The 22,017-nt window shown below is 70.7% G+C and carries 24 protein-coding genes; 6 read left to right on the forward strand and 18 right to left on the reverse strand.

Annotation, left to right across the window (positions count from 1 at the left end; translation table 11 throughout):
- Positions 1–428: 428 nt before the first annotated feature.
- From ACYVPE_RS17130 to ACYVPE_RS17150, 5 genes are all read right to left on the reverse strand, one after another.
- The gene (locus tag ACYVPE_RS17130; RefSeq protein ID WP_461034475.1) at positions 429–1,574 is read right to left on the reverse strand and encodes an adenosine deaminase family protein; all 1,146 of its coding nucleotides are present in this window, start codon (positions 1,572–1,574) and stop codon (positions 429–431) included.
- A gap of 98 nt (positions 1,575–1,672) precedes the next feature.
- Positions 1,673–2,809, reverse strand: coding sequence for an extracellular solute-binding protein (locus ACYVPE_RS17135; protein ID WP_461034476.1), 1,137 nt, complete (start codon positions 2,807–2,809; stop codon positions 1,673–1,675).
- 35 nt (positions 2,810–2,844) lie between these two features.
- On the reverse strand, positions 2,845–3,858 hold the full coding sequence (locus ACYVPE_RS17140; RefSeq protein ID WP_461034477.1) for an ABC transporter ATP-binding protein: 1,014 nt from the start codon (positions 3,856–3,858) through the stop codon (positions 2,845–2,847).
- Entirely contained in the window at positions 3,855–4,652 is a 798-nt protein-coding gene (locus tag ACYVPE_RS17145; RefSeq protein ID WP_461034478.1) for an ABC transporter permease, read from the reverse strand. The genes ACYVPE_RS17140 and ACYVPE_RS17145 overlap by 4 nt, the downstream gene beginning before the upstream one ends.
- Positions 4,649–5,479 carry an ABC transporter permease gene (locus tag ACYVPE_RS17150; protein WP_132815712.1) on the reverse strand — a complete coding sequence of 277 codons (831 nt, stop codon included), beginning with the start codon at positions 5,477–5,479 and terminating at the stop codon, positions 4,649–4,651. The genes ACYVPE_RS17145 and ACYVPE_RS17150 overlap by 4 nt, the downstream gene beginning before the upstream one ends.
- 193 nt (positions 5,480–5,672) lie before the next feature.
- Between ACYVPE_RS17150 and ACYVPE_RS17155 the strand changes: the two genes are divergently transcribed.
- Positions 5,673–6,635, forward strand: a complete 963-nt coding sequence (locus tag ACYVPE_RS17155; protein ID WP_461034479.1) for a LacI family DNA-binding transcriptional regulator — start codon at positions 5,673–5,675, stop codon at positions 6,633–6,635.
- A gap of 18 nt (positions 6,636–6,653) precedes the next feature.
- Here the strand turns inward: ACYVPE_RS17155 and ACYVPE_RS17160 are convergent, their stop codons facing one another.
- From ACYVPE_RS17160 to ACYVPE_RS17185, 6 genes are all read right to left on the reverse strand, one after another.
- Positions 6,654–9,344, reverse strand: a complete 2,691-nt coding sequence (locus ACYVPE_RS17160) for a KGGVGR-motif variant AAA ATPase (RefSeq protein WP_461034480.1) — start codon at positions 9,342–9,344, stop codon at positions 6,654–6,656.
- A 5-nt stretch (positions 9,345–9,349) separates the two neighbouring features.
- Positions 9,350–9,766, reverse strand: coding sequence for a hypothetical protein (locus ACYVPE_RS17165; protein ID WP_461034481.1), 417 nt, complete (start codon positions 9,764–9,766; stop codon positions 9,350–9,352).
- A 19-nt stretch (positions 9,767–9,785) separates the two neighbouring features.
- Positions 9,786–10,601: a hypothetical protein gene (locus tag ACYVPE_RS17170; protein WP_461034482.1), complete on the reverse strand. Its 816-nt coding sequence runs from the start codon at positions 10,599–10,601 to the stop codon at positions 9,786–9,788.
- Between the two features lie 453 nt (positions 10,602–11,054).
- Positions 11,055–11,441 (reverse strand): PIN-like domain-containing protein, encoded by a 387-nt coding sequence (locus ACYVPE_RS17175; RefSeq protein WP_461034483.1) that lies wholly within the window; start codon positions 11,439–11,441, stop codon positions 11,055–11,057.
- Complete coding sequence (locus tag ACYVPE_RS17180) at positions 11,431–12,087, reverse strand: DUF433 domain-containing protein (RefSeq protein ID WP_461034484.1); 657 nt, start codon at positions 12,085–12,087, stop codon at positions 11,431–11,433. Before ACYVPE_RS17180 ends, ACYVPE_RS17175 begins: the two co-directional genes overlap by 11 nt.
- A gap of 223 nt (positions 12,088–12,310) precedes the next feature.
- Positions 12,311–13,330, reverse strand: a complete 1,020-nt coding sequence (locus ACYVPE_RS17185) for a chitinase (protein WP_461034485.1) — start codon at positions 13,328–13,330, stop codon at positions 12,311–12,313.
- 163 nt (positions 13,331–13,493) lie between these two features.
- Between ACYVPE_RS17185 and ACYVPE_RS17190 the strand changes: the two genes are divergently transcribed.
- Positions 13,494–14,534, forward strand: a complete 1,041-nt coding sequence (locus tag ACYVPE_RS17190) for an LLM class flavin-dependent oxidoreductase (protein ID WP_461034486.1) — start codon at positions 13,494–13,496, stop codon at positions 14,532–14,534.
- Between the two features lie 22 nt (positions 14,535–14,556).
- On the opposite strand, the gene ACYVPE_RS17195 is transcribed toward ACYVPE_RS17190, so the two are convergent.
- The 4 genes from ACYVPE_RS17195 to ACYVPE_RS17210 are packed head-to-tail and all read right to left on the reverse strand — an operon-like array spanning position 14,557 to position 16,728.
- Positions 14,557–15,237, reverse strand: coding sequence for a TetR/AcrR family transcriptional regulator (locus ACYVPE_RS17195; protein ID WP_461034487.1), 681 nt, complete (start codon positions 15,235–15,237; stop codon positions 14,557–14,559).
- Between the two features lie 59 nt (positions 15,238–15,296).
- Positions 15,297–15,692, reverse strand: coding sequence for a hypothetical protein (locus ACYVPE_RS17200; protein WP_461034488.1), 396 nt, complete (start codon positions 15,690–15,692; stop codon positions 15,297–15,299).
- Positions 15,689–15,901, reverse strand: coding sequence for a DUF397 domain-containing protein (locus ACYVPE_RS17205; protein ID WP_461034489.1), 213 nt, complete (start codon positions 15,899–15,901; stop codon positions 15,689–15,691). The genes ACYVPE_RS17200 and ACYVPE_RS17205 overlap by 4 nt, the downstream gene beginning before the upstream one ends.
- The gene (locus tag ACYVPE_RS17210; protein WP_461034490.1) at positions 15,898–16,728 is read right to left on the reverse strand and encodes a helix-turn-helix domain-containing protein; all 831 of its coding nucleotides are present in this window, start codon (positions 16,726–16,728) and stop codon (positions 15,898–15,900) included. The genes ACYVPE_RS17205 and ACYVPE_RS17210 overlap by 4 nt, the downstream gene beginning before the upstream one ends.
- A 342-nt stretch (positions 16,729–17,070) precedes the next feature.
- Here ACYVPE_RS17210 and ACYVPE_RS17215 point away from each other — a divergent pair, with 342 nt between their 5' ends.
- Both ACYVPE_RS17215 and ACYVPE_RS17220 read left to right on the forward strand, forming a co-directional pair.
- Positions 17,071–17,310 carry a DUF7848 domain-containing protein gene (locus tag ACYVPE_RS17215; protein ID WP_461034491.1) on the forward strand — a complete coding sequence of 80 codons (240 nt, stop codon included), beginning with the start codon at positions 17,071–17,073 and terminating at the stop codon, positions 17,308–17,310.
- A gap of 113 nt (positions 17,311–17,423) precedes the next feature.
- On the forward strand, positions 17,424–17,735 hold the full coding sequence (locus tag ACYVPE_RS17220; protein ID WP_461034492.1) for a hypothetical protein: 312 nt from the start codon (positions 17,424–17,426) through the stop codon (positions 17,733–17,735).
- On the opposite strand, the gene ACYVPE_RS17225 is transcribed toward ACYVPE_RS17220, so the two are convergent.
- Positions 17,698–18,270 (reverse strand): GNAT family N-acetyltransferase, encoded by a 573-nt coding sequence (locus ACYVPE_RS17225; RefSeq protein WP_461034493.1) that lies wholly within the window; start codon positions 18,268–18,270, stop codon positions 17,698–17,700. The genes ACYVPE_RS17220 and ACYVPE_RS17225 overlap by 38 nt on opposite strands.
- 90 nt (positions 18,271–18,360) lie before the next feature.
- Here ACYVPE_RS17225 and ACYVPE_RS17230 point away from each other — a divergent pair, with 90 nt between their 5' ends.
- Entirely contained in the window at positions 18,361–18,756 is a 396-nt protein-coding gene (locus ACYVPE_RS17230) for a VOC family protein (protein ID WP_461034494.1), read from the forward strand.
- A 15-nt stretch (positions 18,757–18,771) separates the two neighbouring features.
- On the opposite strand, the gene ACYVPE_RS17235 is transcribed toward ACYVPE_RS17230, so the two are convergent.
- A complete protein-coding gene (locus tag ACYVPE_RS17235) occupies positions 18,772–19,575 on the reverse strand; it encodes a rhamnogalacturonan acetylesterase (protein ID WP_461034495.1) in 804 nt (267 codons plus the stop codon).
- Between the two features lie 149 nt (positions 19,576–19,724).
- Here ACYVPE_RS17235 and ACYVPE_RS17240 point away from each other — a divergent pair, with 149 nt between their 5' ends.
- A complete protein-coding gene (locus tag ACYVPE_RS17240; RefSeq protein WP_461034496.1) occupies positions 19,725–20,462 on the forward strand; it encodes an SAM-dependent methyltransferase in 738 nt (245 codons plus the stop codon).
- Between the two features lie 18 nt (positions 20,463–20,480).
- Here the strand turns inward: ACYVPE_RS17240 and ACYVPE_RS17245 are convergent, their stop codons facing one another.
- Positions 20,481–21,914, reverse strand: a complete 1,434-nt coding sequence (locus tag ACYVPE_RS17245; RefSeq protein WP_461034497.1) for an ATP-binding protein — start codon at positions 21,912–21,914, stop codon at positions 20,481–20,483.
- Positions 21,915–22,017 lie beyond the last annotated feature (103 nt).

The raw sequence follows: 22,017 nt of genomic DNA on the forward strand, positions 1-22,017 counted from the left end.
CCGCGGGCCGCAGGCCCGCGTGGCGCGGGCCACGGCCGGCCCACCGGCCGTCGCGCAGCGACATGCCGCTCCCGCCGTTCCCTCGGGCCGCCGGCCGTCGCCGCGCCGCGCCGGTAGGCACCGGCCGCCGCAGGCGCGCGCACCACGTCAGCCAACACGGGCCGCAGGCCGACCCTCGTCACGGCCAACACGGCCGCCAGCCGCAAGCCGCACAGCGCAGCCGGCCGTCGTGCGACCACGCACCAAGGAACACCCGGCGCTCCGCGCCGGCAGGCGCCGGTCGCGCGGCCTGGGCCCACGTCCGACCCCGGCCGCCCCGCGGCGGCGCCGCGGGCCGCAGGCCCACGTCGCGGCACGGCCGCAAGCCGCGCAGCGGCAGACGGCCGCCGGCCGGTGCCGCGTCGTGAGTACCCGGCGCTCCGCGCCGGTTAGGCTCCGGTCGTCGGGAACTCCGCGTCGAGCGCGGCCAGTTCGGATTCGAAGCGGGCGCGGGCCGCCGACTTGTCGGCGGCCGGGAGCCACGCGGCGTCGATCGACCGCAGGGACATCTCGCGCAGCCGCGCCCGCGGAACGCCGATCGTCTCGGCGGCGATCCGGTACTCGTCGGCCAGCGAGGTCGGGAACATGCCCGGGTCGTCCGAGGCGAGGACGACGTTCAGGCCGGCGTCCACCATCGCGGCGATCGACGCGCGGCGCCACGGCCGCCAGGAGCGGCGCGACGTCGTCGAGATGACCGTGAACGGCACGCCCTCGTCGCGGCAGCGGGCGACCAGGTCGTCGTCCTCCAGCACGTAGTAGCCGTGGTCGATCCGGTCGCAGCCCAGCAGGTCGAGGCAGGTCGCCGTGTTGACCGCCACCGGCGCGTGCTCCGAGGCGTGCGCCGTGCGGCGCAGCCCCGCGTCGCCGGCCAGCCGGTACGCCTCGACGAACCGCTCGGGCGGGCCCGCGAGTTCGAGGTTGACCAGGCCGATGCCGGCCAGGTACTCGTGCGGCCGGTCCACCGCCCGCCGCACGTAGTCGAGCGCCCACTCGGCGTCCCGGCTGCGGTCGATCGAGCCGATCAGCCGGCCCGTCATCCCGAAGTCGCGCTCGGCCAGCCTGATGCCCTCGGCGCACGCCTCGAGCAGGCCGTGGAAGTCGAGCCCGGCCTCGGCCAGCCGCGGCGGCACGTCGTCGACGTGCAGCTCCAGGTGCCGGACGGCGCCGCGGTGCGCGTCCTCGAACGCCTCGTAGGTGATCCTGGTGAGGTCGTCCGCGTCGCGCAGCGCCTCCTCGACCCAGCCGCTCGCCCGGAACAGCGAGTACGACACCTCGGGCTCGTCCGGCGACCGCTCCTGCGGCACCGGGATCCGGGTGTTCCGGTACAACTCGGGGTCGGGCGGCAGGGAGTTGATGTCACGCCAGATGGCCTCGGGCGCGTCCGGCAGGTCGAGCCCGGCCCGGCCGGCGAGCTCGGCGAAGGTCGAGGCCCGCACCGTGCCGATCAGATGGACGTGCAGGTCCGCCTTGGGTATCCGCGCCAGGTACGCGGCCGGCGTCGGTTCGTTCGACGCCTGGTTCTCTGTCTCTCGCATGGCTCACTTACGGAGGTGGAACACCCGGGCCGGCGAGGGTGACTCCGCGTCGCCGGCCCGGGGGCTGTGGGGGGTGGGCAGATCAGGGACGTCCCGGCTCAGCTGCCGGAGACCTCGCGGGCGAACCGCTCCACCCACTCGGTGCGGTTCTCCACCAGCTGCCGCGGGTCGAGCGTCTGGTAGCCGGCCGCGATCGGGTCGGTGGCCGCCTCGCCCATCAGCTCGGCGAACGTCTCGGACGGCGCGACCTCCGGGTTCACCGGCAGGTCGGACTCCACGCTGGCCTGCTGCGCCTCGACCGACAGCATGTAGTCGATGAAGGCGTACGCGCCGGCGGAGTTGGGCGCGCCGTCCGGGACCATCAGCCGGTTGGTCGCCATGTAGCGGCCCTCGGTCGGCGGCACCCAGTCGACCGGCTCGCCGGCCGCGATCAGCGGCGGGACGAAGGCGCTGATGGTCGGCACGGCCGCGATCTCGCCCTGGGAGATCAGGTTGGTGACCTCGGTGGTCGAGCTGTAGAACTGCAGCACGCCGGACGACCAGCCGCCCATCGTCTCGAAGGCGGTGTCCATGTCGTAGGGGCCTTCGCCGAACTGCTCGCCGATGCCTGAGGCGGTCAACTGGCCTGCGGTGGCGGAGATGTCGGGCAGCGCGACCCTCCCCGAGAAGGCCGGGTCGCCGAAGACGCCCCAGTCCGCGGCCTCCTCGGCGCTCAGCTCGTCGGTCCGGTAGAGCACGCCGTTGAGCTGGTAGGTGTAGGCGGGCCCGGCGTAGGCGTCGTCCGCCGCGAACTCGGCGATGGCGTCCAGGTTGGGCACGTCGCCCGAGTCGAACTCCTGGAACAGGCCCTGGTCCTGGCCGAGCGCGGCGAAGGTGTCGGAGATCAGCATCACGTCGATGCCGGGGTCGCCGGCCGCCAGCTGGAGCTGGGTGAGGCGGTCGGCGTTGCTGCCGCTCTCGATCTCGACGGTCGCGCCGGTGGCCTCCTCGAACGGCTCGACGATGTTGGCCTCGAAGTCCTCGACGCCGAACGGGAACGTCGACACCACGATGGTGGCGCCCTCAAGACCTTCACCACCCTCGCTGCCCGAGCCGGCGTCGTCCGAGGAGTCGGAGCCGCAGGCGTTCAGGGTCAGCACGGTGGCGAGCGCGCCGGCGCCCACCGCGAGCCTGGGCAGTCCGGTCAGGTTGGGCAGTCCTCGTCTGGTCCGCCGCGTGCGCTGCGTCCGCTTCATGGGTTGTGCTCCGTTCGTACGTGTGACTCAAGGCTTCAGCCGGCGAGCGACACCAGGTGGTCGGGGCGCGCGGAGACCGTCACCCTGCCTCCCGGGTGCAGCGCGGCGCGGTCCTCGGGGGTGAGCGCGTCGCCGCGCAGCGAGGCGACCAGCGGGGTGGTCTCCCCGCCGGCCTCGGCCGCGTCGAGCGCGACGCGGACCTCGACCCCCCGGTAGGCGATCGACCGCACCGTCGCGGACACCGCCGTCTCGCCGCCCGCCACGTCCCCCGGCGAGACGGTCAGCAGCTCGGGCCGCACCGTCACCAGGCCGCGCTCGGGCAGCGTGAGGAAGTTCTCGTAGCCGAGGAACTCGGCCACGAACCGGTTGGCGGGCGCCGGGAACAGCTCGTCGGGCGCGCCCTGCTGCATCACCCGGCCCGCGTTCATCACGACCATGTGGTCGGACATCTCCAGGGCTTCTTCCTGGTCGTGGGTGACCAGGACGACGGTGAGGCCGGTCTCGGCCTGGATGCGGCGGATCTCGCCGCGCATCTGCACCCGCAGCCGGGCGTCCAGGTTGGAGAGCGGCTCGTCGAGCAGCAGCAGCCGGGGCCTGATGGCGATGGCGCGGGCCAGCGCGACCCGCTGCTGCTGGCCGCCGGAGAGCGCCTTGGGGCGGCGGTCCCCGAGGTGGCCGAGCCCGACCAGCTCCAGCGCCTCGGCGACCCGGCGGGTCCGCTCGGCCTTCGGCACCTTGCGCAGCTTGAGCCCGAAGCCGACGTTGCCGGCGACCGTCATGTGCGGGAAGAGCGCGTACGACTGGAAGACCATGCCGAGGTCGCGCTTCTCCGGCGGGGTGGTGGTGTGGTCCTTGCCGCCGATCATGATCGTGCCGGCGGAGGGCTCGAGGTATCCGGCCAGCATGCGCAGCGACGTCGTCTTGCCGCAGCCGCTCGGCCCGAGCAGCGTGGTGAGGGCGCCCTCGCGGATGGCGAGGTCGAGCGAGTCGACCGCGGTGAAGTCACCGAAGTGCCGGCTGACCGCCACGAATTCGGCTGCGGTGGTCATCTGTTGATTCCTCCGAAGATGCGGGCGAAGCCGAGGATCCGTTCGGCGACGACGGCGAGCACCACGGTGGCGGCGAGCAGCAGCGTGGACATCGCGGCGATGATCGGCGTGTAGTTCTGCTGGACGTAGTCGAGCATCGTGACGGGCAGGGTGCGGAAGTCCCGCGACTGGAGCAGCAGCGAGATCGGCACGTTGTTGAACGAGGTGACGAAGCTCAGCAGCGCGGCCGAGATGATGCCGGGCCGCAGCACCGGCAGCGTCACGGCGAAGAAGGTGCGCAGCGGCGAGGCACCGAGCCCGCGCGCCGCCTCCTCCAGGGCCGGGTCGGCGAGCACCAGCGAGGCGCCGGTGACCCGGACCGTGTAGGGCAGCAGCAGCGCGGTGTGGCCGATGAGCAGCGCCTGGAAGTTGTCGAGTTCCAGCTGGAGCATGAGCTGCTGGAAGAGGGCGAGGCCGACGACGAGTTCCGGGAGGATCAACGGCGAGAGGAAGAGCCCCTCGACGAGCGACTTGCCTGGCAGCCGGCCGCGCATGATCGCCAGCGTCGCCGGGATGCCGACGGCCAGCGCCAACACGGTGGCGAGCAGGGCGAGTTGGAGGCTGGAGAGCAGGGCGTCGGTGAACGGCTGGTAGCTGGTGGCCTCGTCGAACCAGCGGAGGGACAGGCCCTCGGGCGGGAACCGCAGGGTCTCGCCTTCGGTGAACGCGGTGGCGACCACGAACAGGATCGGCACGATCATCACGACGTAGCCGAGCACCGCGAGCGAGGCGGCCACGGGGCTTGAGCGCTTCACTGGATCCGCCCCCTCGTCCTGGTCGCCAGGGTCGACGCGACGTAGACCAGCACCACGAGGATCGTCATCACGATGGCGGTCGCGGAGGCGGCGGCCCAGTCGAGGGTGACGCCCGAGTAGCTGAAGAGCTGGGTGGAGAGCATCCGTTGCCGGGAGCCGCCGAGCAGGTAGGGGGTGGTGTAGGCGGTGACGGCGCCCGCGAAGACGAGGGTGGCGGCCATCGCGATGCCCGGCATGGAGAGCGGGATCACCACGCTCCACATGGTCCTGGTGCGGCCGGCGCCGAGCCCGCGCGCCGCGTCGTCGAGGCCGGCGTCGACCTGGGCCACCGCCGAGTAGCAGGTGACGATGGCCAGCGGCAGGAAGAGCTGCACCAGGCCGAGCACCACGGCGAGTTCGGTGTAGAGCAGCTGCGGCGCCTCGTCGGTGAAGCCGAGGGCGACCAGGGTCTTGCCGACGACGCCGTTGCTGCCGAGGACCACCAGCCAGCCGTAGGTCCGCACCACGTTGCTCAGCAGCAGCGGGAAGATCGCCAGCGCGAGCAGCGGCCCGGCCCAGCGGGACCTGGAGCGGGCCAGCAGGAAGGCGGTCGGGAAGCCGAGCAGCACGCAGATCGCGGTGACGACCAGGCCGACGCGGAGCGTGCGCCAGACGATCTCCAGGTCGTAGGGGTCGCTGAGCATCCGGCCCAGCCGGTCGAGGACTTCGCCCGTCTCCACCCGGGGTGGCGAAAGCAGCATCACGAGGGAGGGCGCGACGACCCCTCCGACGAGAAGTGCCAGGCCGGGCAGCAACAGCGCGAGCGCTATTCGGCGCGAACGGATCAAGGTGTGTCCTGATGACTCTCTGGTGATGCTCTCTGATGTAGCTCTCTGTACTCACAACCGGTTGCGCAACCGGTTGCGGTGACAGTAGTTTGCCGAGAGGTGCGGCGTACAGGGGGCGTTATTAACTCTTTGTAAAAGTCCCCGAGTGCGCCTCACGCTGGGTAAGATCACCTGCACACGCCCGAGGAGTCCGGTGCCCACGCTCGACGACGTCGCCCGCGCCGCCGGCGTCTCCAAGTCCACGGCCTCGCGCGCCCTTTCGCGCCCGGCCCTGGTGGCACCCGAGACGGTTCTCCGGGTGCGGGAGAGCGCCGAGCGGCTCGGCTTCGTGCCCAACCGCGCCGCCACCGCGCTGGCGCGCGGCCGCACCGGCGTCGTCGCGGTGGTGGTGCCCACCCTGGAGAACGCCTTCTTCACCCCGATCATCGGCGGCGCCCAGCGCCGCGCGGCCGAGTCGGGCCTCCAACTCACCGTCGTGGTCAACGCGTTGCGCCACGACGCGGACCTGGAGGCACTGACCCAGCTCTCCGCCCAGGTCGACGGCTTCCTGCTGACCGCACCGCTCGGCTCGGAGTCCCGCACGCTGGCCGCCTGCCAGCTCAAGCCGACGGTGCTGGTGGACCGCGAGATCCCCGGCGTCTCCTCGGTGATAGCCGACACGGCGACGGCCTTCGCCGCCGTCGCCCGCCACTTCATCCGGCGCGGCCACCGGCGGATCGCCCTGGTCGGCGGCTCCAACCGCTCCTGGCAGAACGAACAGCGCACCGAGGCCGTCAGCGCCGCCACCCGCGGCCTGGCCGAGCTCGCCATCCTCGACCCGATGCCGCCGACCTTCGCGGCCGGCACGGAGATCGCCCCCGCGATCGCCGACCGCGACGTGACCGCCGTCATCCCCTACGCCACCGCGCTCGGCCTCGGCATCATCTTCGCCCTCGGCGCGCGGGGCATCGCCGTCCCCGACGACATGGCCATCACCATCGAACGCCAGGTGGCCACGGCGCTCGGCCTCACCACCATGCCGACGATCGACGTCGACGGCCCCGAACTCGGCCGCACCGCGATGTCCACCCTCCACGACTTGATGACCCGCGACACGGCCGAGACCGCGGCCCGCCTGCGACTGCCGGTCCCGGTGGTCTACCCCACCGGGGCGTGAGAGCGGACGCCCTCCCGTTCAGAGGCCCCGGACCACCCGGGCCCTCCCCTGCGTGCGGAAACCGAGCTCGTGACGGTAGATCTCGGGCATGCGATAGCGGCCGTCAGCATCTCTGGCCAGCGCACCCCACTGCTCCAGAGCTTCGACGTCATCGGCCGTCAGTGCCACGTCTGCCGCGTCGAAGGGCATTCTGACGGAGTCCGAGAAGGCGGAGATATCCCGGAGAAGCTTTCCCAAACGCGGATTCTCCTGGTTGATCTCGTCAACTTTGGCGCGGCTACAGGCGCCCAGGGCGTTGCGCATAGCCGCCGGAGTCAAGACCCGGTCCGGCCAGCGCTCATCTCCGACCGAGGCGCTCGCCGCCTCGCGCAGAAAACGAACAACGTCGCGAGCCTGGATCTGTTCATTGAAGTCCGACAAGGCTGCGGGAACCCAGCGCTCGGACCGTGCCTCGCGCGAGCTGTCCGTCCCCAGCTTCGCACCCCAGAGAGGCTGGAGCGCCTGGACGATCTCGTCGTAGCCCATATCGGCGATCGAGCGATGTGGGGACGTCGCGTCGGCATTGGTCGCTACCCAGAGGGCGAGTCGGAGGGCATCCTCGGTGTCCCATCGCAGCTCATAGGGAGAGTAGCGGTCGAGGAACTGGCCGAGGTTCTGCCTGATCGCCGAGCGGACCAGGTCCTGGCGCACGAAGACCACAAGGCCAAGCGTGCGATGGCGAAGCATGCTGAGCCACGCGGGAATGTCCATGAGCAACGTCCGCAACGCGACGCGCTTGGGTTCCCCGTCCACCGACTCAAGCCAGTCCTCCAGGCCGTCGATGACGAAGACGCAGGCCCCGGACGCGTCCAACGTCCGATTGATCAGGTAGCCCTCGGCGGATTCATCCCGTTCGGCACCTGCTGACCATGCCAGACACTCCAGCCAGCGCAGCCGCCAGAACCCGGGGTCGTCGGCGTGCTCGTCCCGCAGACCGGCGTTGAGATGCCTCCGGATCTCAACCGCGGTAACGCCAGCCCCGCCCGCCGCGCGGTCTCTCAACGTCTGCGGCGACGTCACGTCGGCTTGCGGATCGGAGATGTTCGCCGGGTCCAACACGGGAACCACCATGGCGGACCGCTCAACGCCCTGCCCGCTCTCTCGCGCGAACGCCTCCCAAGTGCCACTGGCGCACATCCTGGCGTAGGTGAACGTCTTGCCCGAGCCCTTCGCGCCCACGACGACCGTTACCGGGAGATCGGTGCTGTGATCCGCAATCAGTCGTCGCATCGGCTCGGTGGTGAGGAACCCGAGACCCGTGTCCATGCCGCGCCGCTCAGCGAAGACGAGTCGGCCTGCCGCGTCTTCGAGGGCGCGCCGACGCCCCTCCAGCCTGGCCGGCTCCTCAAGGTGTGCCGGTGTCGTCGATGGCCTGCTCGGGGCGAATTCGCCGAGCAGGCCGGGCAGGCCATAGCGCCTGATGACCTCGATGACCGCGTCCCAGGTCGGCGGAAGCGCCAGCAGTTCCTCGCGGAAGGGACTCAGCACAGGCTTGGTGAGGACTTGCTCGTCGACCGCCAGTTCCTCCTGCGGGTAGGCGTCGGCGGTTGTTTCCGACAAGGCGATCGTGGATGACAGGGCTGCCGAGAGCGCGCCGCGTGCCCGCTCGGCATGAGAGTCATGGACGTCAAGCCGGTACTGCGTCACGATCGCCCCCGGCGTGGGATCCGTCCCCGCCACTGCGGGCGACTGCGCGCCCAACTGCCGGATCATGGTCTCGGTGCCACGGAGCGACTGGCTGCTGATTGTCGTCACGAAGACCCGCATCACCCGGGGGTCCAACAGGATCGGCGCCGCCAGTTCGGAAGCTCCGGCCCGGAGGTCCAGCACGACGGTATCGGCCTCGGCGGCGACCGCGAGGGCCGCCAGTGACTCACTGAGAAAGTACGGTGAGCGGTCCTCGGTCAGGAGGTCGGCGGGCCCGATCCGGGGCGGCCCGAGACGCCTGCGCCGACTGGCGGGAAGGACGGTCACCCGCCCTGTCCCCGGATATCGCGAGACCCGCTGATTCGGCAGATAGGCGGCGGCGATCTCCACCGCCTGGGTCGGATCGCCCCGCTGGGAGGAGTGAAGGAGGGCGAGGAGATCCTCGTACGCGATGTCGCAGCGCCCCCCCTGGGCCTGGTACATCCAGGTGATGCCGGGCGCCTCCAGGTCCGCGTCCACGAGGAGCACGTGCTGCCCCTCGGAGGCCAGCCGGTCAGCCAGCGCCACGGCATGCAGCGTGCGTCCCACACCTCCCTTGAACGAGTGGAACGCGGTGACCTGCGTGTCCCCGGCGAATCGCGTCGCTTCCGGGCGCGGAAGGGTTTCTGTCAACGCCGAGGTGACACGGCGTTCGCTGAGCTTCGGACGGCGCGCGACCATCCGGATATCCGTGGACTCGGCCAACCGCACGGGAAGCGACTCCTGCACGTGGCTGGTAGGACGGTCCAGGGCGAGATGAAGAAGACCGCCCTCGTGCTCGGCGGTTGATCCCAGGCCGAACTGACGATCCAACCACGCCCGGACGTCAGCCACTCCTGTGCCGGGGTGAACCGTCAGCTCCACCCCGTCCCACCACGCGTCGACCTCCAGCAGCCAAGCGGGCCACTCCCCCCCTTCCTCCCCGAGGGCTGCCTCGGCCAGTTGGGAATCGATGTCAACCCAGGTGAAGAGCTTGCCAGCCATAGCGCTCAAGATCCCTTCCTGGCGTCCATCACCAGTGACTTCAAGGCTTCCAACGCCGCCCTCTGATCATCCGCACGCAGTTCCGCACCATAGCGCCATGCCTCATGCAGGTCGTTGCTCTCGATCCAGGCGCCGCCCTTGTGTCGACGGCAGCGCAACGGGTCAGGGCCGGCTGGGAGAGGCGGCAGGTTCAATTTCTTCGCCAGGCGGCGCAGATTGTGCGTCCGTAGGTCACTGGGTAAGGCCGAGGTGTCCTCGCGGCGCAGAACCCAGTGCAGCACCTCGGCCTTCAAAGCGCACTCGGCGGCGTAGAAGAGCAACAGCCCGGCAACCGCGACTTCCCCCGCCTGTTCGGCGGCCTCTCCCCGCTTGGCGAGCCGATCACGGCTCCGCCGCAACTCGCTGACCCCCACGTCCACCATCGGAACAACCTACTTCTTCTCAGACCGCGGCCGGCCTGCGGGCGCGGCCCATGCGAAGCGCGGTGCGGATCTTGGCCGCGTGCGCGCTGGCGTTCGCCCCTGGTCGCTCCGACGACGGGGCGGGTTCGCCTCGGCAGGTGCCGCAGATGCCCCCGGGGAGTGCTTCGGGGCGGCCGGGCGCCGCGCAGACCGTGCATTCGAGGATGCGGCGAACCGAGGGTCCGGCCTTCGGCCGAGCTCGCTCCGGCGGCAGCTTCTCCGCCAATCGGCGGCGGGCGATCCCGCACGCCGAGAACACCTGCGATGGCAACCCCGCGGTGAGCGCGTGCCAGAACTGCTGCTCGGTCGCGCCTCGTTCGAACCAGGGCACGGCCAGCTTCTCCAACTCCGCGCAGTCGCGGGCCGACAGCATCATCCGGGCATCGGTCTCGCCAAGCCGGGCGAGGGCCGCGTAGGCACGGGAGCGGACCGGCTTCTGCTCCTCGTCCCAGTCCTTCGGCTGCTGGCCGCCGGTGAGGAACGCTTCCCACCAGGCGTCGTCGCGTGCCGTGCGGGAGAAGTAGGTGCGGGTGACCCACTGCGGCGCGCCGTCGACGCGCTCGTTGACCCGGCGCAGGTGTCCGGCCTCGGAGAGGCGGCGCAGTGAGGTGGACACGGCCATCTGTCCGAACGTGAGCTGGCCGGCCAGGCCCTTGATGGAGATGTCCGCGCCCTCGGGAAGCCGGTCGATGTGGTGGGCGATGGCGGCGTCGCGCCAGTGCAGGTGCTCGAAGTCGTGTCCGGTGCGGGACCGTTGACCGGGGGCCGAACGCTTTCCGTAACCGGAGCGTGCCATCGGGTGTGCGGTGGAGGGCGTGACGGGGCTAGGATTGGGCGAAGCCACGGGATTTTTTCCCTTTGTTTCGATCTTCGTGGTCAGAGCTCCGCTCGGTGGTCTCAACACCGGCGGGGCTCGTTTTTGTCCGCTGTGCCGCACGTTACGCCGTTGGAGCCAACTGTGTCCAATGCGTCACATGAGGTGATCGGCGCACCCCAGGAGGGCGGGAGGGTGGGTCAAGACCCGCCACCCATTCCACAGAAAGAGCGCTCGCTTCTCGCATCGCGAAACCCAAGCCCCGGCTGTTGGCCGCGTCACCCTCGACGTCGATGGCTCCGAACTCGGCCGGACCGCGATGTCCACCCTCCACGACCTGATGACCCGCGACACGGCCGAGACGGCGGCCCGCCTCCGCCTGCCGGTCCCGGCGGTCTACCCCACCGGGGCGTGAGGGGCCCGCCGGCCGTCGTCTCAGGGCCAGGTACGGTCGATCCGGTCGATCCGGACGGCGTAGGCCGCCGGCCCGCCCCGGACGATCGCCGCGTGTATGGCCTCGCGGTTGTGGTCGAGCCGGCTCACCATCTCCAGCGCGCGCAGTTGTTGGTTGTCCAGGTAGAAGAGCACCGCGGCCCGGTCCCGGACCGGCTCGATCTCCCGATCCCGCGTCTTGATGCGGCCGTCCTTGGACAGGGGGACCCACCCCTGGTCGAGACCGTGTGCGATCCAGTCCTCGTCGGCGATGTCCTGTGCGTCGGCCGGGAACACCTCGCCGATACGGTGCACCGTCCAGCCCCGCGCGCGTAACTCCTCAGCGACCCGCCGCCCGAGGTTCCGGTCGAGGAAGAACTCAGGCGGCAAGGCGCACCACGGCTCGGCACAGGGCGTCGACCTGGTCCGCTTCCATGTCGTACTCGTAGGCGATGTCCTCGACCGACTCCCCCGCCTCCCAGAGGTCGGTCACCGCCTTCACCGGCACCCGATTCGCCTCGATCACCGGGAGACCGTGCCCGAACCTCGGGTCGATGGCCACGGGAACCGACTCGGGATACTGCCGCAGCCGAAGACTGATCGGGAACTCGTCGCCGGGGTTCCAGGACAGATATCGCAGATAACCGGCGACGACCTCGCGGATGGGTGCCTGCCCGTCCCTGGCGCGGCGCAGGTCGCCGAGGCCATGCTCGACGAAGATGTCCACCCCGTCCGTGGCGATGCGGCGCGAGACCAGGCCGTAGGGGGTGTCGAAAGCGTCTCGCACAGCTGTGGCGGCCTCCCGGATCTCGCTCATCCGCAGCCCGAGTTCCCGCAGCGAGCGCAGAACGTAGGCCTCGGCCACGGCGACGAACGGCACCGAGGGCTGCCCCCTGCGGACGGGCTCGACCCTGTGCACGAGTGGGGCCCCGGCGGCCTTGCCCTGCAGCCAGGAGCGCAGGGTGGACTGCGGGATCTGAAGGTGGGAAGCGGTCTCAGCAGGCGTGATCATCCCGTCCGTGAACCTGTCGATCACCGACGCCTCCCTCCGCTCCGCGATGGAGCACCGGATCCTGTCATACCCAGGCTGCCATCCCTGCCCTCGAACTGGTCGCCGTGGGCGGCTCGCGTCCCGGCTCCCGGGTCGGGTCTCGATCCGTGCTGGACCGAGCCGGCCGCTTATCACCCGAAGGGGGGAAGCCTCCGCGTCGCCCGCGGCGCTACGGGCGACGCGTGGACGCGGCCTACCGTCTGTTCTCCTAGAGGCCGCGTACGTGCGGGCCGACGACGTTCGACCAGGCGTTGCCGCTGTGCGCGTCCCAGTTGACCGACCAGGTCATCGCCCCGCGCAGGTCGGGCCAGGTCTGGTCGGGCACGAAGTTCCCGCAGCGGGTGCCCTTGGTGAGGCAGTCGAGCGCGGCGGTCACCACACTGGGCGCCACATAGCCGGAGCCCGCCGCGTTGGGCGAGGCCGGGACGCCGAGGCCCACCTGGGAGGGTGCGAGGCCGTTCTCCAGCTGGATGCAGGCCAGCGCGGTGAGGAAGTCCACGCCGCCCGACGAGTAGACCTGGCCGTCGCACCCCAGCATCGAGCCGCTGTTGTAGTACTGCATGTTGACGACGGTCAGGAAGTCCCTGGTGTTCAGGGCCAGTTGGAAGTAGGGCGTGCTCGTGTTCTGCATGTCCAGCGTCTGCGGCGCCATCGTGTAGACGAGCCCGGCCCCGGCCCCGGCGCGAACGGCCTCCATGGCCTGGGTCATGTACTGCGCGTTGATGCCGTGTTCGAGGTCGATGTCCACGCCGTCGAACCCGTACTCGTCCATCAGGCCGAGCGTCGACTCGGCGAACGCCTGGGCCGAGGCGCTGTCGGTGACCGAGACGCTCGCGTTCTGGCCGCCGACCGAGATGATGACCGAGACGCCTTCGGCCTGCTTGGCGGCGATGTCGTCCTTGAACTCCTGCTCGGACGCGTAGCCGAGCACCGGGTCGAGGGTGAAGTCGATCTGTCCCGGGGTGGTGGTGGATTCGGCGAACGCCACCGCGATGATGTCGTACTCGTCCGACACGTCGCGCAGTTTCTGCACGACGGACCCGTTGCTGAAGTTGTGCCAGTAGCCGGTCAGGGCGTGCTCGGGGACCGCGGTCGGCGCGACGGCTTCCGCCGTGGCCTCGGCCGTTTCCAGGTCGTTCGCGCCCGCGGTCAGGGCGGGGCCGGTGAGAGCCAGGGCGCCGGCCAGGGCCGTCGCGCCGAGCAGCCGGCGCAGGTTGGTGCTGTCCACGCTCGCCTCCGTAGCGTCAAGTAGTGGGGGTGCTCGGGAGGAAACGGTGGCCACCGTTGGCCAGACAGATTGGTCCAGACCAGCGAAGGTGTCAATGGGGCCGGCGCGAGGAACTGTCATGCTGAGCGAGTTCGATTCGTTCCCCGCACCGTGGAGGGTATGGATGCGTGCCGGCGTCGTGGTCACCGCACACCCCGGTGTGGAGGATCTCGCCCAGCGGGCCGAGGAGTTGGGCCTATCCAGCTTCTGGGTCTACGACTCCCCGATGGTCCACGGCGACCCCTTCGTCGCCCTGAGCCTCTGCGCGAGGGCCACCAGCCGCATCAGGCTCGGCATCGGCGTGACCTCGCCGGGGCTGCGCTCGGCCCCGGCCGCCGCGAGCGGGCTCGCCAGCCTCAACGCCCTCGCGCCGGGCCGGATCATCTGCGGGGTCGGTACGGGAAACACCGCCCGACGCACCCTGGGGATGCGGCCGACCACGGCGGCCGCGCTGGAGAACTTCACCTCCGCGCTCCAGGACCTGTGCGCCGGGCGCACGACCGAGCATCGCGAAGGCGACCGGATCCGCGACGTCCGGTTCCTGCACACCGGCGGGCACGCGAACACCACCGACCCGATCGAGTTCGTCGTGGCCGCCCTCGGCCCGAAGGCCGCCGCCGTCGCCGGCCGCCGCGGCACCGGCCTCATCTCCTTCGGCCTGCTCGACCCGACCGCCTGGCACGCGTTGCACGACGCTCGCCGCCACGCCGCCGAGGGCACGCCAGGCGACCCCGACTCGTACCTGGTCACCGCGCTGCACGTCCTCGACGAGGACGAGGACCCGCACGGCGACGCCGCCCGGGACGCGACCGGCCACCTCGCCCTGTCACTGCTGGCGTACGCCGCCGACACACCCGCCTTCGCCGAGCAGCTCGGCCCCGAAGAGCGCGAGGCGGTCCGGCGCCTGCTCGACCGGCGCGGCACCACCGCCACCGCACCTGACCGGTACACCAGGCTCTACCCCAACTACCTCTGCCGCATCGCGCCCCAGGACCGGGATCTGGTCCTACCCTCGCTGATGAACGCCCTGGCCCTGGTCGGCACCCGCGACGACCTCCTCGCCCGCGTCACCGCCCTGGAACAGGCCGGCATCGACGAACTTCTCGTCCAGCCGGTGATCGACCCGCCCACCGAGATGGCCAGGCTCGCGGAACTCCTCGCCTGAGCGGGTGCCCGGCCACGATCGCTCAGCCCGAGACGCGGGCCTCGATGCCGTCGAGGAGGAAGTCGAGGCCGGTCAGGAACGTCTCGTCGGCGCTCAGGTGGGGGCCGTCGCGGACGACCGTGGCCATCGCGGGGTAGCGGCCCGTCGCGAAGGTCCGCTCCAGATACGGCCCGAAGGCGGCCTGCCACTGCTCCTTGTCGGTACCGGTGGCCCGCTCGGCGCGCCGCTCGCTGATCTCCCGGCGCACCGCGCCGATCACGTACGCGTTGACCGCGGCGACCACCGGCACGACGGTGTCCACGTCGACGCCTTCCATGCCGGCCACCACGGCCTCCCCGCTGGCCAGCGTGTGCGGGCCGAGCTGCGGCCGCCCCCCGATCAGGTCGGCGAACCACTCGTGCTCGTGCGCGGCACGCCGGGTGTCCTCGGCAAGGGAGCGCAGCACCTCCCGCCAACCGTCCCCGGCCGGCCTGATCTCGGCGTAGACCGCGTCGACCATCAGCTCGAGCAGCTCCTCCTTGGTGGCGATGTAGCCGTACAGCCGCATCGGCCCGACGCCCAGCGCGGCGGCGACCTTCCGCAGCGACACGGCCGTCAGCCCGTCCGCGTCGGCCAGCCGGACCGCCGCGCGCACGATCCGCTCCCGGCTCAACGGAGCCGGCACCGGCCGCTCCGGCGGCTCCGGCCGCTCCCACACCAACATGCGGCCGACGATACCCGCCCGATTCTTACGGCGACGTCAGGCGATACGGCGTATCGACGTCACCCGGCGAGCCAGGCGCGGAGGCCCGTGCCGATGACGACGTCATGCGGCAGCCGCGCTAACTCCAGCGGATCGGCGGCCACGCCCTGCCGGGCGAGGATGCCGGCCAGTGCCGACCAGTGGGCGGCCGCCGCCTGTTCCTGGGTCTGTCCGTCGAACGGCTCGTCGGGGCCGACGACGGTCCGGGCCGTGTCCTCGATCTCCTCGACCGAGGTCCAGTCGCGGATGTCCGCCTCGCCGACCGGGGAGGAACTCCAGCCGCGGTCGGCGAGCAACACCAGGGCGCGGCCGTCAGCGAGGACGGCTTCGAGCCGCGCCGACACCGACATCTGCCGGGCGTCGGTCACCGTCTCGTCCAGCTCGGCGCGCGTGACCAGCCGGCGCACGCCCGTCACAACTCACCACTCCGCACGGCGGAGACGAAGGCGGACCAACCGCCAGGGGTATGGAGCAGGGCCAGGCCGTGCGGAACCTTGGAGTCCCGCACCGGTATCGCGCCGGCCGGCGCGAACGTGCGGGAGAACTCGACGCACTGTCCGCCGTTGGCGTCGCTGTAGGAGGACCTGGCCCACTCGACGGCGGTGCGGTCCATGTCGCTGCTCATGCCCGGAACTCCTTCAACAGGCTGGTGATCATGGCCAGTGTCGCGTCAGGGGAAAGCGCGTTCGCCCTGAGCAGATCATAGTCATCCTGTGCCGCGGCGACCGTGCGCGCGGAGTCGTGCATCCGGCCGCCCACCCGGGTCTCCGTGTACAGCACGGTGGGTGAGTCCGGGAAGTGCAGCAGCGTGAACGGTTTCGTGGACGTGGCCGGTGCGCCGGCCGAGAAGGGCAGGATCTGGAGCCTGACGTTCGGGGACGTGGCCTCCTTCAGCAGATACTCGAGTTGGCCGGCCATCACCTCGGGCCCGCCCACCACCGTGCGCAGGCAGGACTCATGCAGGACGGCCCACAGCAACGGGGGTTCGTCCCGCTCGAACACCGAGCGGCGCCGGAGTCGCGTGGCGGCCTTGTCCTCGATCAGCTCCGACTTCGCACCCGAGTAGTAGGCGCGGAACGTGGCTCGCGCGTAGTCCTCGGTCTGGAGGATGCCGACCACGAGGGTGGTCGAGAAGTCCAGTATCCGCGACGCCTTCTGCTCCAGGTTGAGGTAGGGGGCGAACCAACTCGGGTGGTCGCCCTGGTCGATCCGGCGCAGGAGACCGATGAACAGGTTGCCGGTGCCGAAGGCGACGTCGCAGCCCTTCGCGAAGCGCTCGCTCGGCATCGGCAGCATCTTTCCCGCCTCGACCCGGCTGACGTACGCCTCCGAGTAGCCGGTCGCCTGGCCGAGGTGCTTCTGGGTGAGCTTGCGGGCGAGGCGCACCTGCCGCACGTCGCGACCGAATCGCTGGAGCGGGTTCAAGCTGCCTGGCTCTGGCGTGTCCTCCATGACCGTGACCTCTCTTCTCGCGGCCGGGGCCGAACGTCGCCGCAGTTGGCAGGCTTGCGCGCGGCTTGTTAAGCCCGGGATTCCACTCGCCACTGTGCCACCTTGGTGACCGCTGCGACACGCCCCGTGTTCGCGCTGGTTGACGCCCGGGTGCCACCGCGCCGCGCGGCCGAGTTGACGAAAGCGGGTCCACATGACGGCCAGTGATCAAGCGATCGTCCAAGAGCCCGAATCCGCTCAAGATAAGGATGCCGAGAGTGAGCACCTGGAGCTCCGGGAGAAGGTGCGGCGCGTCAACGCCGAGAGCGAATCGAACTTCCAGCTGAAGAGTGAGGGTTGGCGATGACTCGCGCACGCTTCCGGTTCCGGGACCACGCGTTCGGCCCGGACGAGTCCCCCGACGCGGAGCCGGTCAGGCAGGCCATGCAGTGCCTCTCCTGCGGCCTGTTCAGCCGCCGGTCCGAGAAGTCCGAGGACGGCTCCGAATGGGCCGTGGCCCACCTGAGGGAGAACCCGGAACACCTCGACTACCGGGCCCACCTCACCCGCCCGTACCGGTTCGTGCCGGGCGATTGGGGATGACGAAATTCAGCCCCTGGATGGACGAGTCGATCTGGGTAGCCTGAATATCGACGGCCCTCGCTCTCTTCCGGCCTGAGCCACGAACTCGGCAGACACTCGGCGAGGCGCTGCCCATGGACTGGCGAGCGCTCAAGCAACTGCAACGCAGACGGCTGGCTTCCCTGGGCATGAGCAACGACGTCACTCACCCCACGGAGCGAGAGAGCTTCGCCGAGGTCGTGCGGGACGCGTTGATCCTGCACGGCAAGGGCATGTTGGACGACATGCTGAAGAACGGCTCGACGCTCTTCGAAACCCGACTCGTCAATCCTGACGGGCTTCGGGCGGGGATCGAAGAGCTGAGCTTCGGCGGATACGACGAACAACGGCACTCTCAGCTGATCGAGGTCATTCATCTTCACCTGGCCGCGCGGGCCTATCTGTGACGGCCGCGCCAGCCAATCCATCGAAGCGCTCGGCCAGGTCGTCGACGAGTTCGGCGCGGCGGGCCATCAGATACATCGGTCCGTGGGTTTTCCGCATCTCGTGCACGACACGGAACCCCTGCTGCTCGTAGTAAGTCACCAGGCCAGCGAAACGGCAGCCGCGTCGAACCCAACGCATTCCCTCGCGGGCCGCACGATCGAGGGCCCACAAGGCGATGAGAGTGCCCGGCTTCCAATCCCGGAACGACGGGTCGGTGATGGTGGTGTACAGGTAGTGCGCCGGCTCGGCCAGTTCCTCCGCCGTCCACGCCATCGGCGGAGTCGAGTCCGTCACCGTGGTGCAACCGATGGGGCGGCCGTCCGCTTCCAGAACGAACATGGCGCCGTGTGGATTCTCGGCCTGCGCGCTCACCAGTTCGACTTCGGCGCGCCAACTCGGCATCCCGCGTTGCTCCAGCCACTCGGACCGGGCAAGCACCACGTCGGCGATGGGTGCGGCGTCAGCCGAACAGGCCGGACGAACGGCGAACTTCACCTTGCCTCCCTTGACATCGCACCACACGATACGACCGCCGGGTCGGACCGGCGGCATAGCCTGAGCCCGTCCGCACTGTCTGGGAGAGTTATGACAAGCAGGTTCACGGAGTTGACGGTTGACTGTCGCGATCCGGAGGGGCTCGCGGCCTTCTGGTGCGAGGTCCTGGACTTCGAGGTGATCGACCGGGGCGAGGGACAGGTCGAGATCGGCTCCTGGGTGCCGACCGTCGAGGAGGTCCGGGCCCGCCAGATGCCGCCCACCGTGCTGTTCGTCCAGGTGCCCGAGGGCAAGGCCGTGAAGAACCGGCTGCACCTCGACGTGAGCCCGATCGACGGCAGCACCGAGGACGAGGTCAACCGACTGCTCGGCCTCGGCGCCACCAGGGTGGATGTGGGCCAGGGCGCGGACCGGAGCTGGGTGGTCATGGCGGATCCCGAGGGCAACGAGTTCTGCGTTCTCCGCACGCTCGCACCGCGGGCCTGAGCCGCGACCGCGAACTCACCCCTCGGGCCAGGTGATCCACGAGTCGGGGATGTCGGCGTCGAGGCGGCGCACGTCCGGCCGGCGTAGCACCTCCTCGGCCGCGAGGCGGCCGGCGGTGAGGCGGGCGATCTCGATGGCGCCCAGCGGGCTGAAGTGGGTGTTGTCCTGCACGGTGCCGGTCCAGTTGAAGTACCGCTTGGTCTCCTCGGCGCCGAGCTTCCGCCAGCGGGCCAGGGAGAGTTCCTGGATGTCGAGCAGCGGAACGCGCTCGCGTTCCGCGAGGGCCCGCATGGCGGCCGGGTACTCGCCGTGCGTGGGGACCGCGTTGCCCGCGGCGTCGAAGCGGCGGCGTTCCACGGAGGTGGCGAGCACCGGCCGGGCGCCACGGGACCGTGCGCCGGTGACGTACTGGTTCAGGTGCTCCTGGTAGGTGGTCCACGGCTCGGTGTAGCGCGCGGGGTCCTCGATCTTCTCGTCGTTGTGGGCGAACTGGACGAGGAGCAGGTCGCCGGGACGGATCGACTCCAGGATGACGGCCAGCCGGCCCTCGTCGATGAAGCTCTTCGAACTGCGGCCGTTCATCGCGTGGTTGGCGACCGTCAGGGTGGGGCGCAGGAAGAAGGGGAGGGCCATCCCCCAGCCCGTCTCCGGCGCCGCGGTGGCGTACTTCTGGGCGGCGGTCGAGTCGCCGGCGAGGTAGAGAGTGCGGGGCACCGGGCGGTTGTCCTCTCGGGGGGCGGCGAGTGCGATGGGGGCCGTGGCGAGTCCGAGCGGTAGGCCGAGCAGGGACGCGAGCAGGGTCCGGCGCGCACTGATCACGGGATCTCCCTCGGGAGTGACGGACGGAGTAAGCGCTTGCAGACTGGCGAAACCTCGTTGACGGTAGGAGCGGACCGGCGCCGCGTCAATGGCGCGGCCGCGCCGGAAATGGGCGTGCGGACGGCGGCGCGGCGTGTCACGCTCCGGCGGTGAATCGTGAACAGCTGTCCCGTCTCGCCCACACGAACCATCCCGTCGCGGCTCCGCTCGACGACGACGCGGTGGGGGATCTCCTCGGCCACGCCGTCGCGCGCGGCGACGGCAGCGTGCTCGACCTCGGGTGCGGTGGGGGCGAGTGGCTGCTGCGGGCCCTGACCGCGCATCAGGGGCTGCGGGCCGAGGGGGTGGACGTCGCCGGGGCCGCGCTGGACCGGGCCCGGGGGGCCGCGCGGGAACTGGGGGTCGAGGGGCGGTTGACGCTGCATCAGGGTGACGTGGCCGAGTTCACCGCGCCGCACCGCTTCGATCTGGTGCTCTGCGTCGGGTCCACGCACGCCTTCGGCGGCCTGCCCGCCACCCTCGCGGCGGCCCGCCGGCACATGGCGCCCGGCGGGCGGGTGCTGGTCGGCGACGGGTTCTGGGCGGGCCGTCCCTCCACCACGGCCGTCGAGATCTTCGGCGAACTCCCCGACCTGCCGACCCTCGTGGACGGCGTGGTCGCCGACGGCTGGACGCCCGTCCACGGGCACGTCAGCACCCGGCGCGAACTCGACGCCTACGAGTGGGCCTGGACCGGCACGGTCGCCTCCTGGGCCCTCGACCACCCCGAAGACCAGGACAGCGCCCTCGCGTTGGAGACGGCCACCGCCCACCGGACCGGGTGGCTGCGCGGCTACCGTGACGCGTTCGGCTTCGTCTGCCTGGTGCTGCGCCCGACGTCCGGCTGAACAGGGGCGGCCACCGCGCTATCGCCAGGCGTCCACCAACTCCTCGGGACCCCAGTGGGCCGCCAGCGGCAGGCCGCCCTCCACACCGTGACGGGACACGGCGATCAGCGGGGTTCCCGGCGTGGCGCCGGGCACGGCGAGCCGGTGCCGGGCCAGCGCCTCGTACTCCCGACGGCCGAACGGCTGGGTCTCGAGCCACTTGATCGAGCCGGCGAAGTGCACCTCGCCCGCCACGGGCTCCCGGTCGGCTCCGATCAGGTCGATCTCGGGATTGTTCTGTCGGTTCCACCAGCCACCGATCGCCTCCGTCAGCGGCCACCGCTCGTCGGGGAGCAGACGCAGCAGCGAATCCCTGACCAACGGCTCGACGGCGCGCCCGCGCCAAGTGGTCCACGACCGCTCGATCCGCTCCAGGGCGAGGTCGCCGCGACCGCGCTCGATCAGCGGAATCCCTCGCCGCAGGAAGGCGAGCCAGAACCGCAGGTAGGGATCGGCCACGCGGTAGCGCTTGTTCTTGGTGTCGGGCTTCGCGGAGAGCGGCAGGTCGAAAGCCAGGACCCGCTTGGCCTGTAGGGTGTTGAGCAGCGGGGACAGCGTCCCCGAGGGCAGCGCGCCCGCGCCGCCGGTCTGCGCGGCGATGGTGGAGAAGGTGCGCTCGCCGCTGCCCACCGCCTCCAGCACGGCGCGGGAGTGGGACGCCTCGGGGAACTCGCCGAGGAGTGACAGCTCTCCCGCCGCGAGCAGCGGGGAGAGCGGATTGGCCGCCGCCTCGCGAAGGAATTCGACGCGGGTCGTTCCCGGTCGCCAGGACTGGACGATCTCGGGGAACCCCCCGGTGATCAGCCACGCGTCCACCGCGTCGGCCGCGGCCAGGTTCGTCATCTCCCGGACGTCGGCCACGTGCAGCGGGCGCACGGTCATCTTCGCCGCGCGCCCGAAGAAGGGGCGGCCGTAGGACTGCAGCGCCTCCATCACCGACATGTCGCTGCCGACCAGGATGAGCAGGACCGGTTTGGCGGACAGGTGACGGTCCCAGGCCGTCTGCAGGGCGCCCTCGAACTCCCCGTCCTGTTCCACCAGCCACGGCACCTCGTCGATCACGACGATGCTGGGGGCGTCGTCCGGGAGGGCGAGCGCGAGGGATCGCAGCGCCTGGTTCCAGTCGCCGACCTCCACGCCCGCCAGCAGTTCGGCCCCAGGGAGGGCCGAGTGGGCGAGCGTCGCGAGGAAGTCCGCACGCTCGGCGACCGCGTTGCGCCCCCGGGTCGCCTGAAAGACCGCGTAGGCGAGCCCGGATCGGTCAGAGAACTCCTGGACCAGCCGCGACTTCCCCACCCGCCGGCGGCCCGTCATGATCACGGCTTGCCCCCGGGTCGCGCCACGCCCTTCGGCCACCGATGCCAGCTGCCGAGCCAGCTGATCCAGATCGGCCGCCCTGCCCCGAAACTCCATCGGCACCTCGCCTGCCCAATCAAGGTAGATTCAATCTTACGTAGATTGAATCTTACATTGTTGCACCGGCATCCCCCGGGAGGCCGCGCCCGACGTCCGGCCG

Source organism: Streptomyces mayteni (genome assembly GCF_054783955.1).

Coding starts and splice junctions, on each gene's coding strand:
- ACYVPE_RS17230 (WP_461034494.1), top strand. CDS start 18,361: ATGACAAGCAGGTTCACGGAGTTGACGGTTGACTGTCGCGATCCGGAG.
- ACYVPE_RS17215 (WP_461034491.1), top strand. CDS start 17,071: ATGACTCGCGCACGCTTCCGGTTCCGGGACCACGCGTTCGGCCCGGAC.
- ACYVPE_RS17195 (WP_461034487.1), bottom strand. CDS start 15,237: ATGTTGGTGTGGGAGCGGCCGGAGCCGCCGGAGCGGCCGGTGCCGGCT.
- ACYVPE_RS17165 (WP_461034481.1), bottom strand. CDS start 9,766: ATGGTGGACGTGGGGGTCAGCGAGTTGCGGCGGAGCCGTGATCGGCTC.
- ACYVPE_RS17170 (WP_461034482.1), bottom strand. CDS start 10,601: ATGGCACGCTCCGGTTACGGAAAGCGTTCGGCCCCCGGTCAACGGTCC.
- ACYVPE_RS17160 (WP_461034480.1), bottom strand. CDS start 9,344: ATGGCTGGCAAGCTCTTCACCTGGGTTGACATCGATTCCCAACTGGCC.
- ACYVPE_RS17130 (WP_461034475.1), bottom strand. CDS start 1,574: ATGCGAGAGACAGAGAACCAGGCGTCGAACGAACCGACGCCGGCCGCG.
- ACYVPE_RS17245 (WP_461034497.1), bottom strand. CDS start 21,914: ATGGAGTTTCGGGGCAGGGCGGCCGATCTGGATCAGCTGGCTCGGCAG.
- ACYVPE_RS17205 (WP_461034489.1), bottom strand. CDS start 15,901: ATGAGCAGCGACATGGACCGCACCGCCGTCGAGTGGGCCAGGTCCTCC.
- ACYVPE_RS17135 (WP_461034476.1), bottom strand. CDS start 2,809: ATGAAGCGGACGCAGCGCACGCGGCGGACCAGACGAGGACTGCCCAAC.
- ACYVPE_RS17220 (WP_461034492.1), top strand. CDS start 17,424: ATGGACTGGCGAGCGCTCAAGCAACTGCAACGCAGACGGCTGGCTTCC.
- ACYVPE_RS17210 (WP_461034490.1), bottom strand. CDS start 16,728: ATGGAGGACACGCCAGAGCCAGGCAGCTTGAACCCGCTCCAGCGATTC.
- ACYVPE_RS17190 (WP_461034486.1), top strand. CDS start 13,494: ATGCGTGCCGGCGTCGTGGTCACCGCACACCCCGGTGTGGAGGATCTC.
- ACYVPE_RS17140 (WP_461034477.1), bottom strand. CDS start 3,858: ATGACCACCGCAGCCGAATTCGTGGCGGTCAGCCGGCACTTCGGTGAC.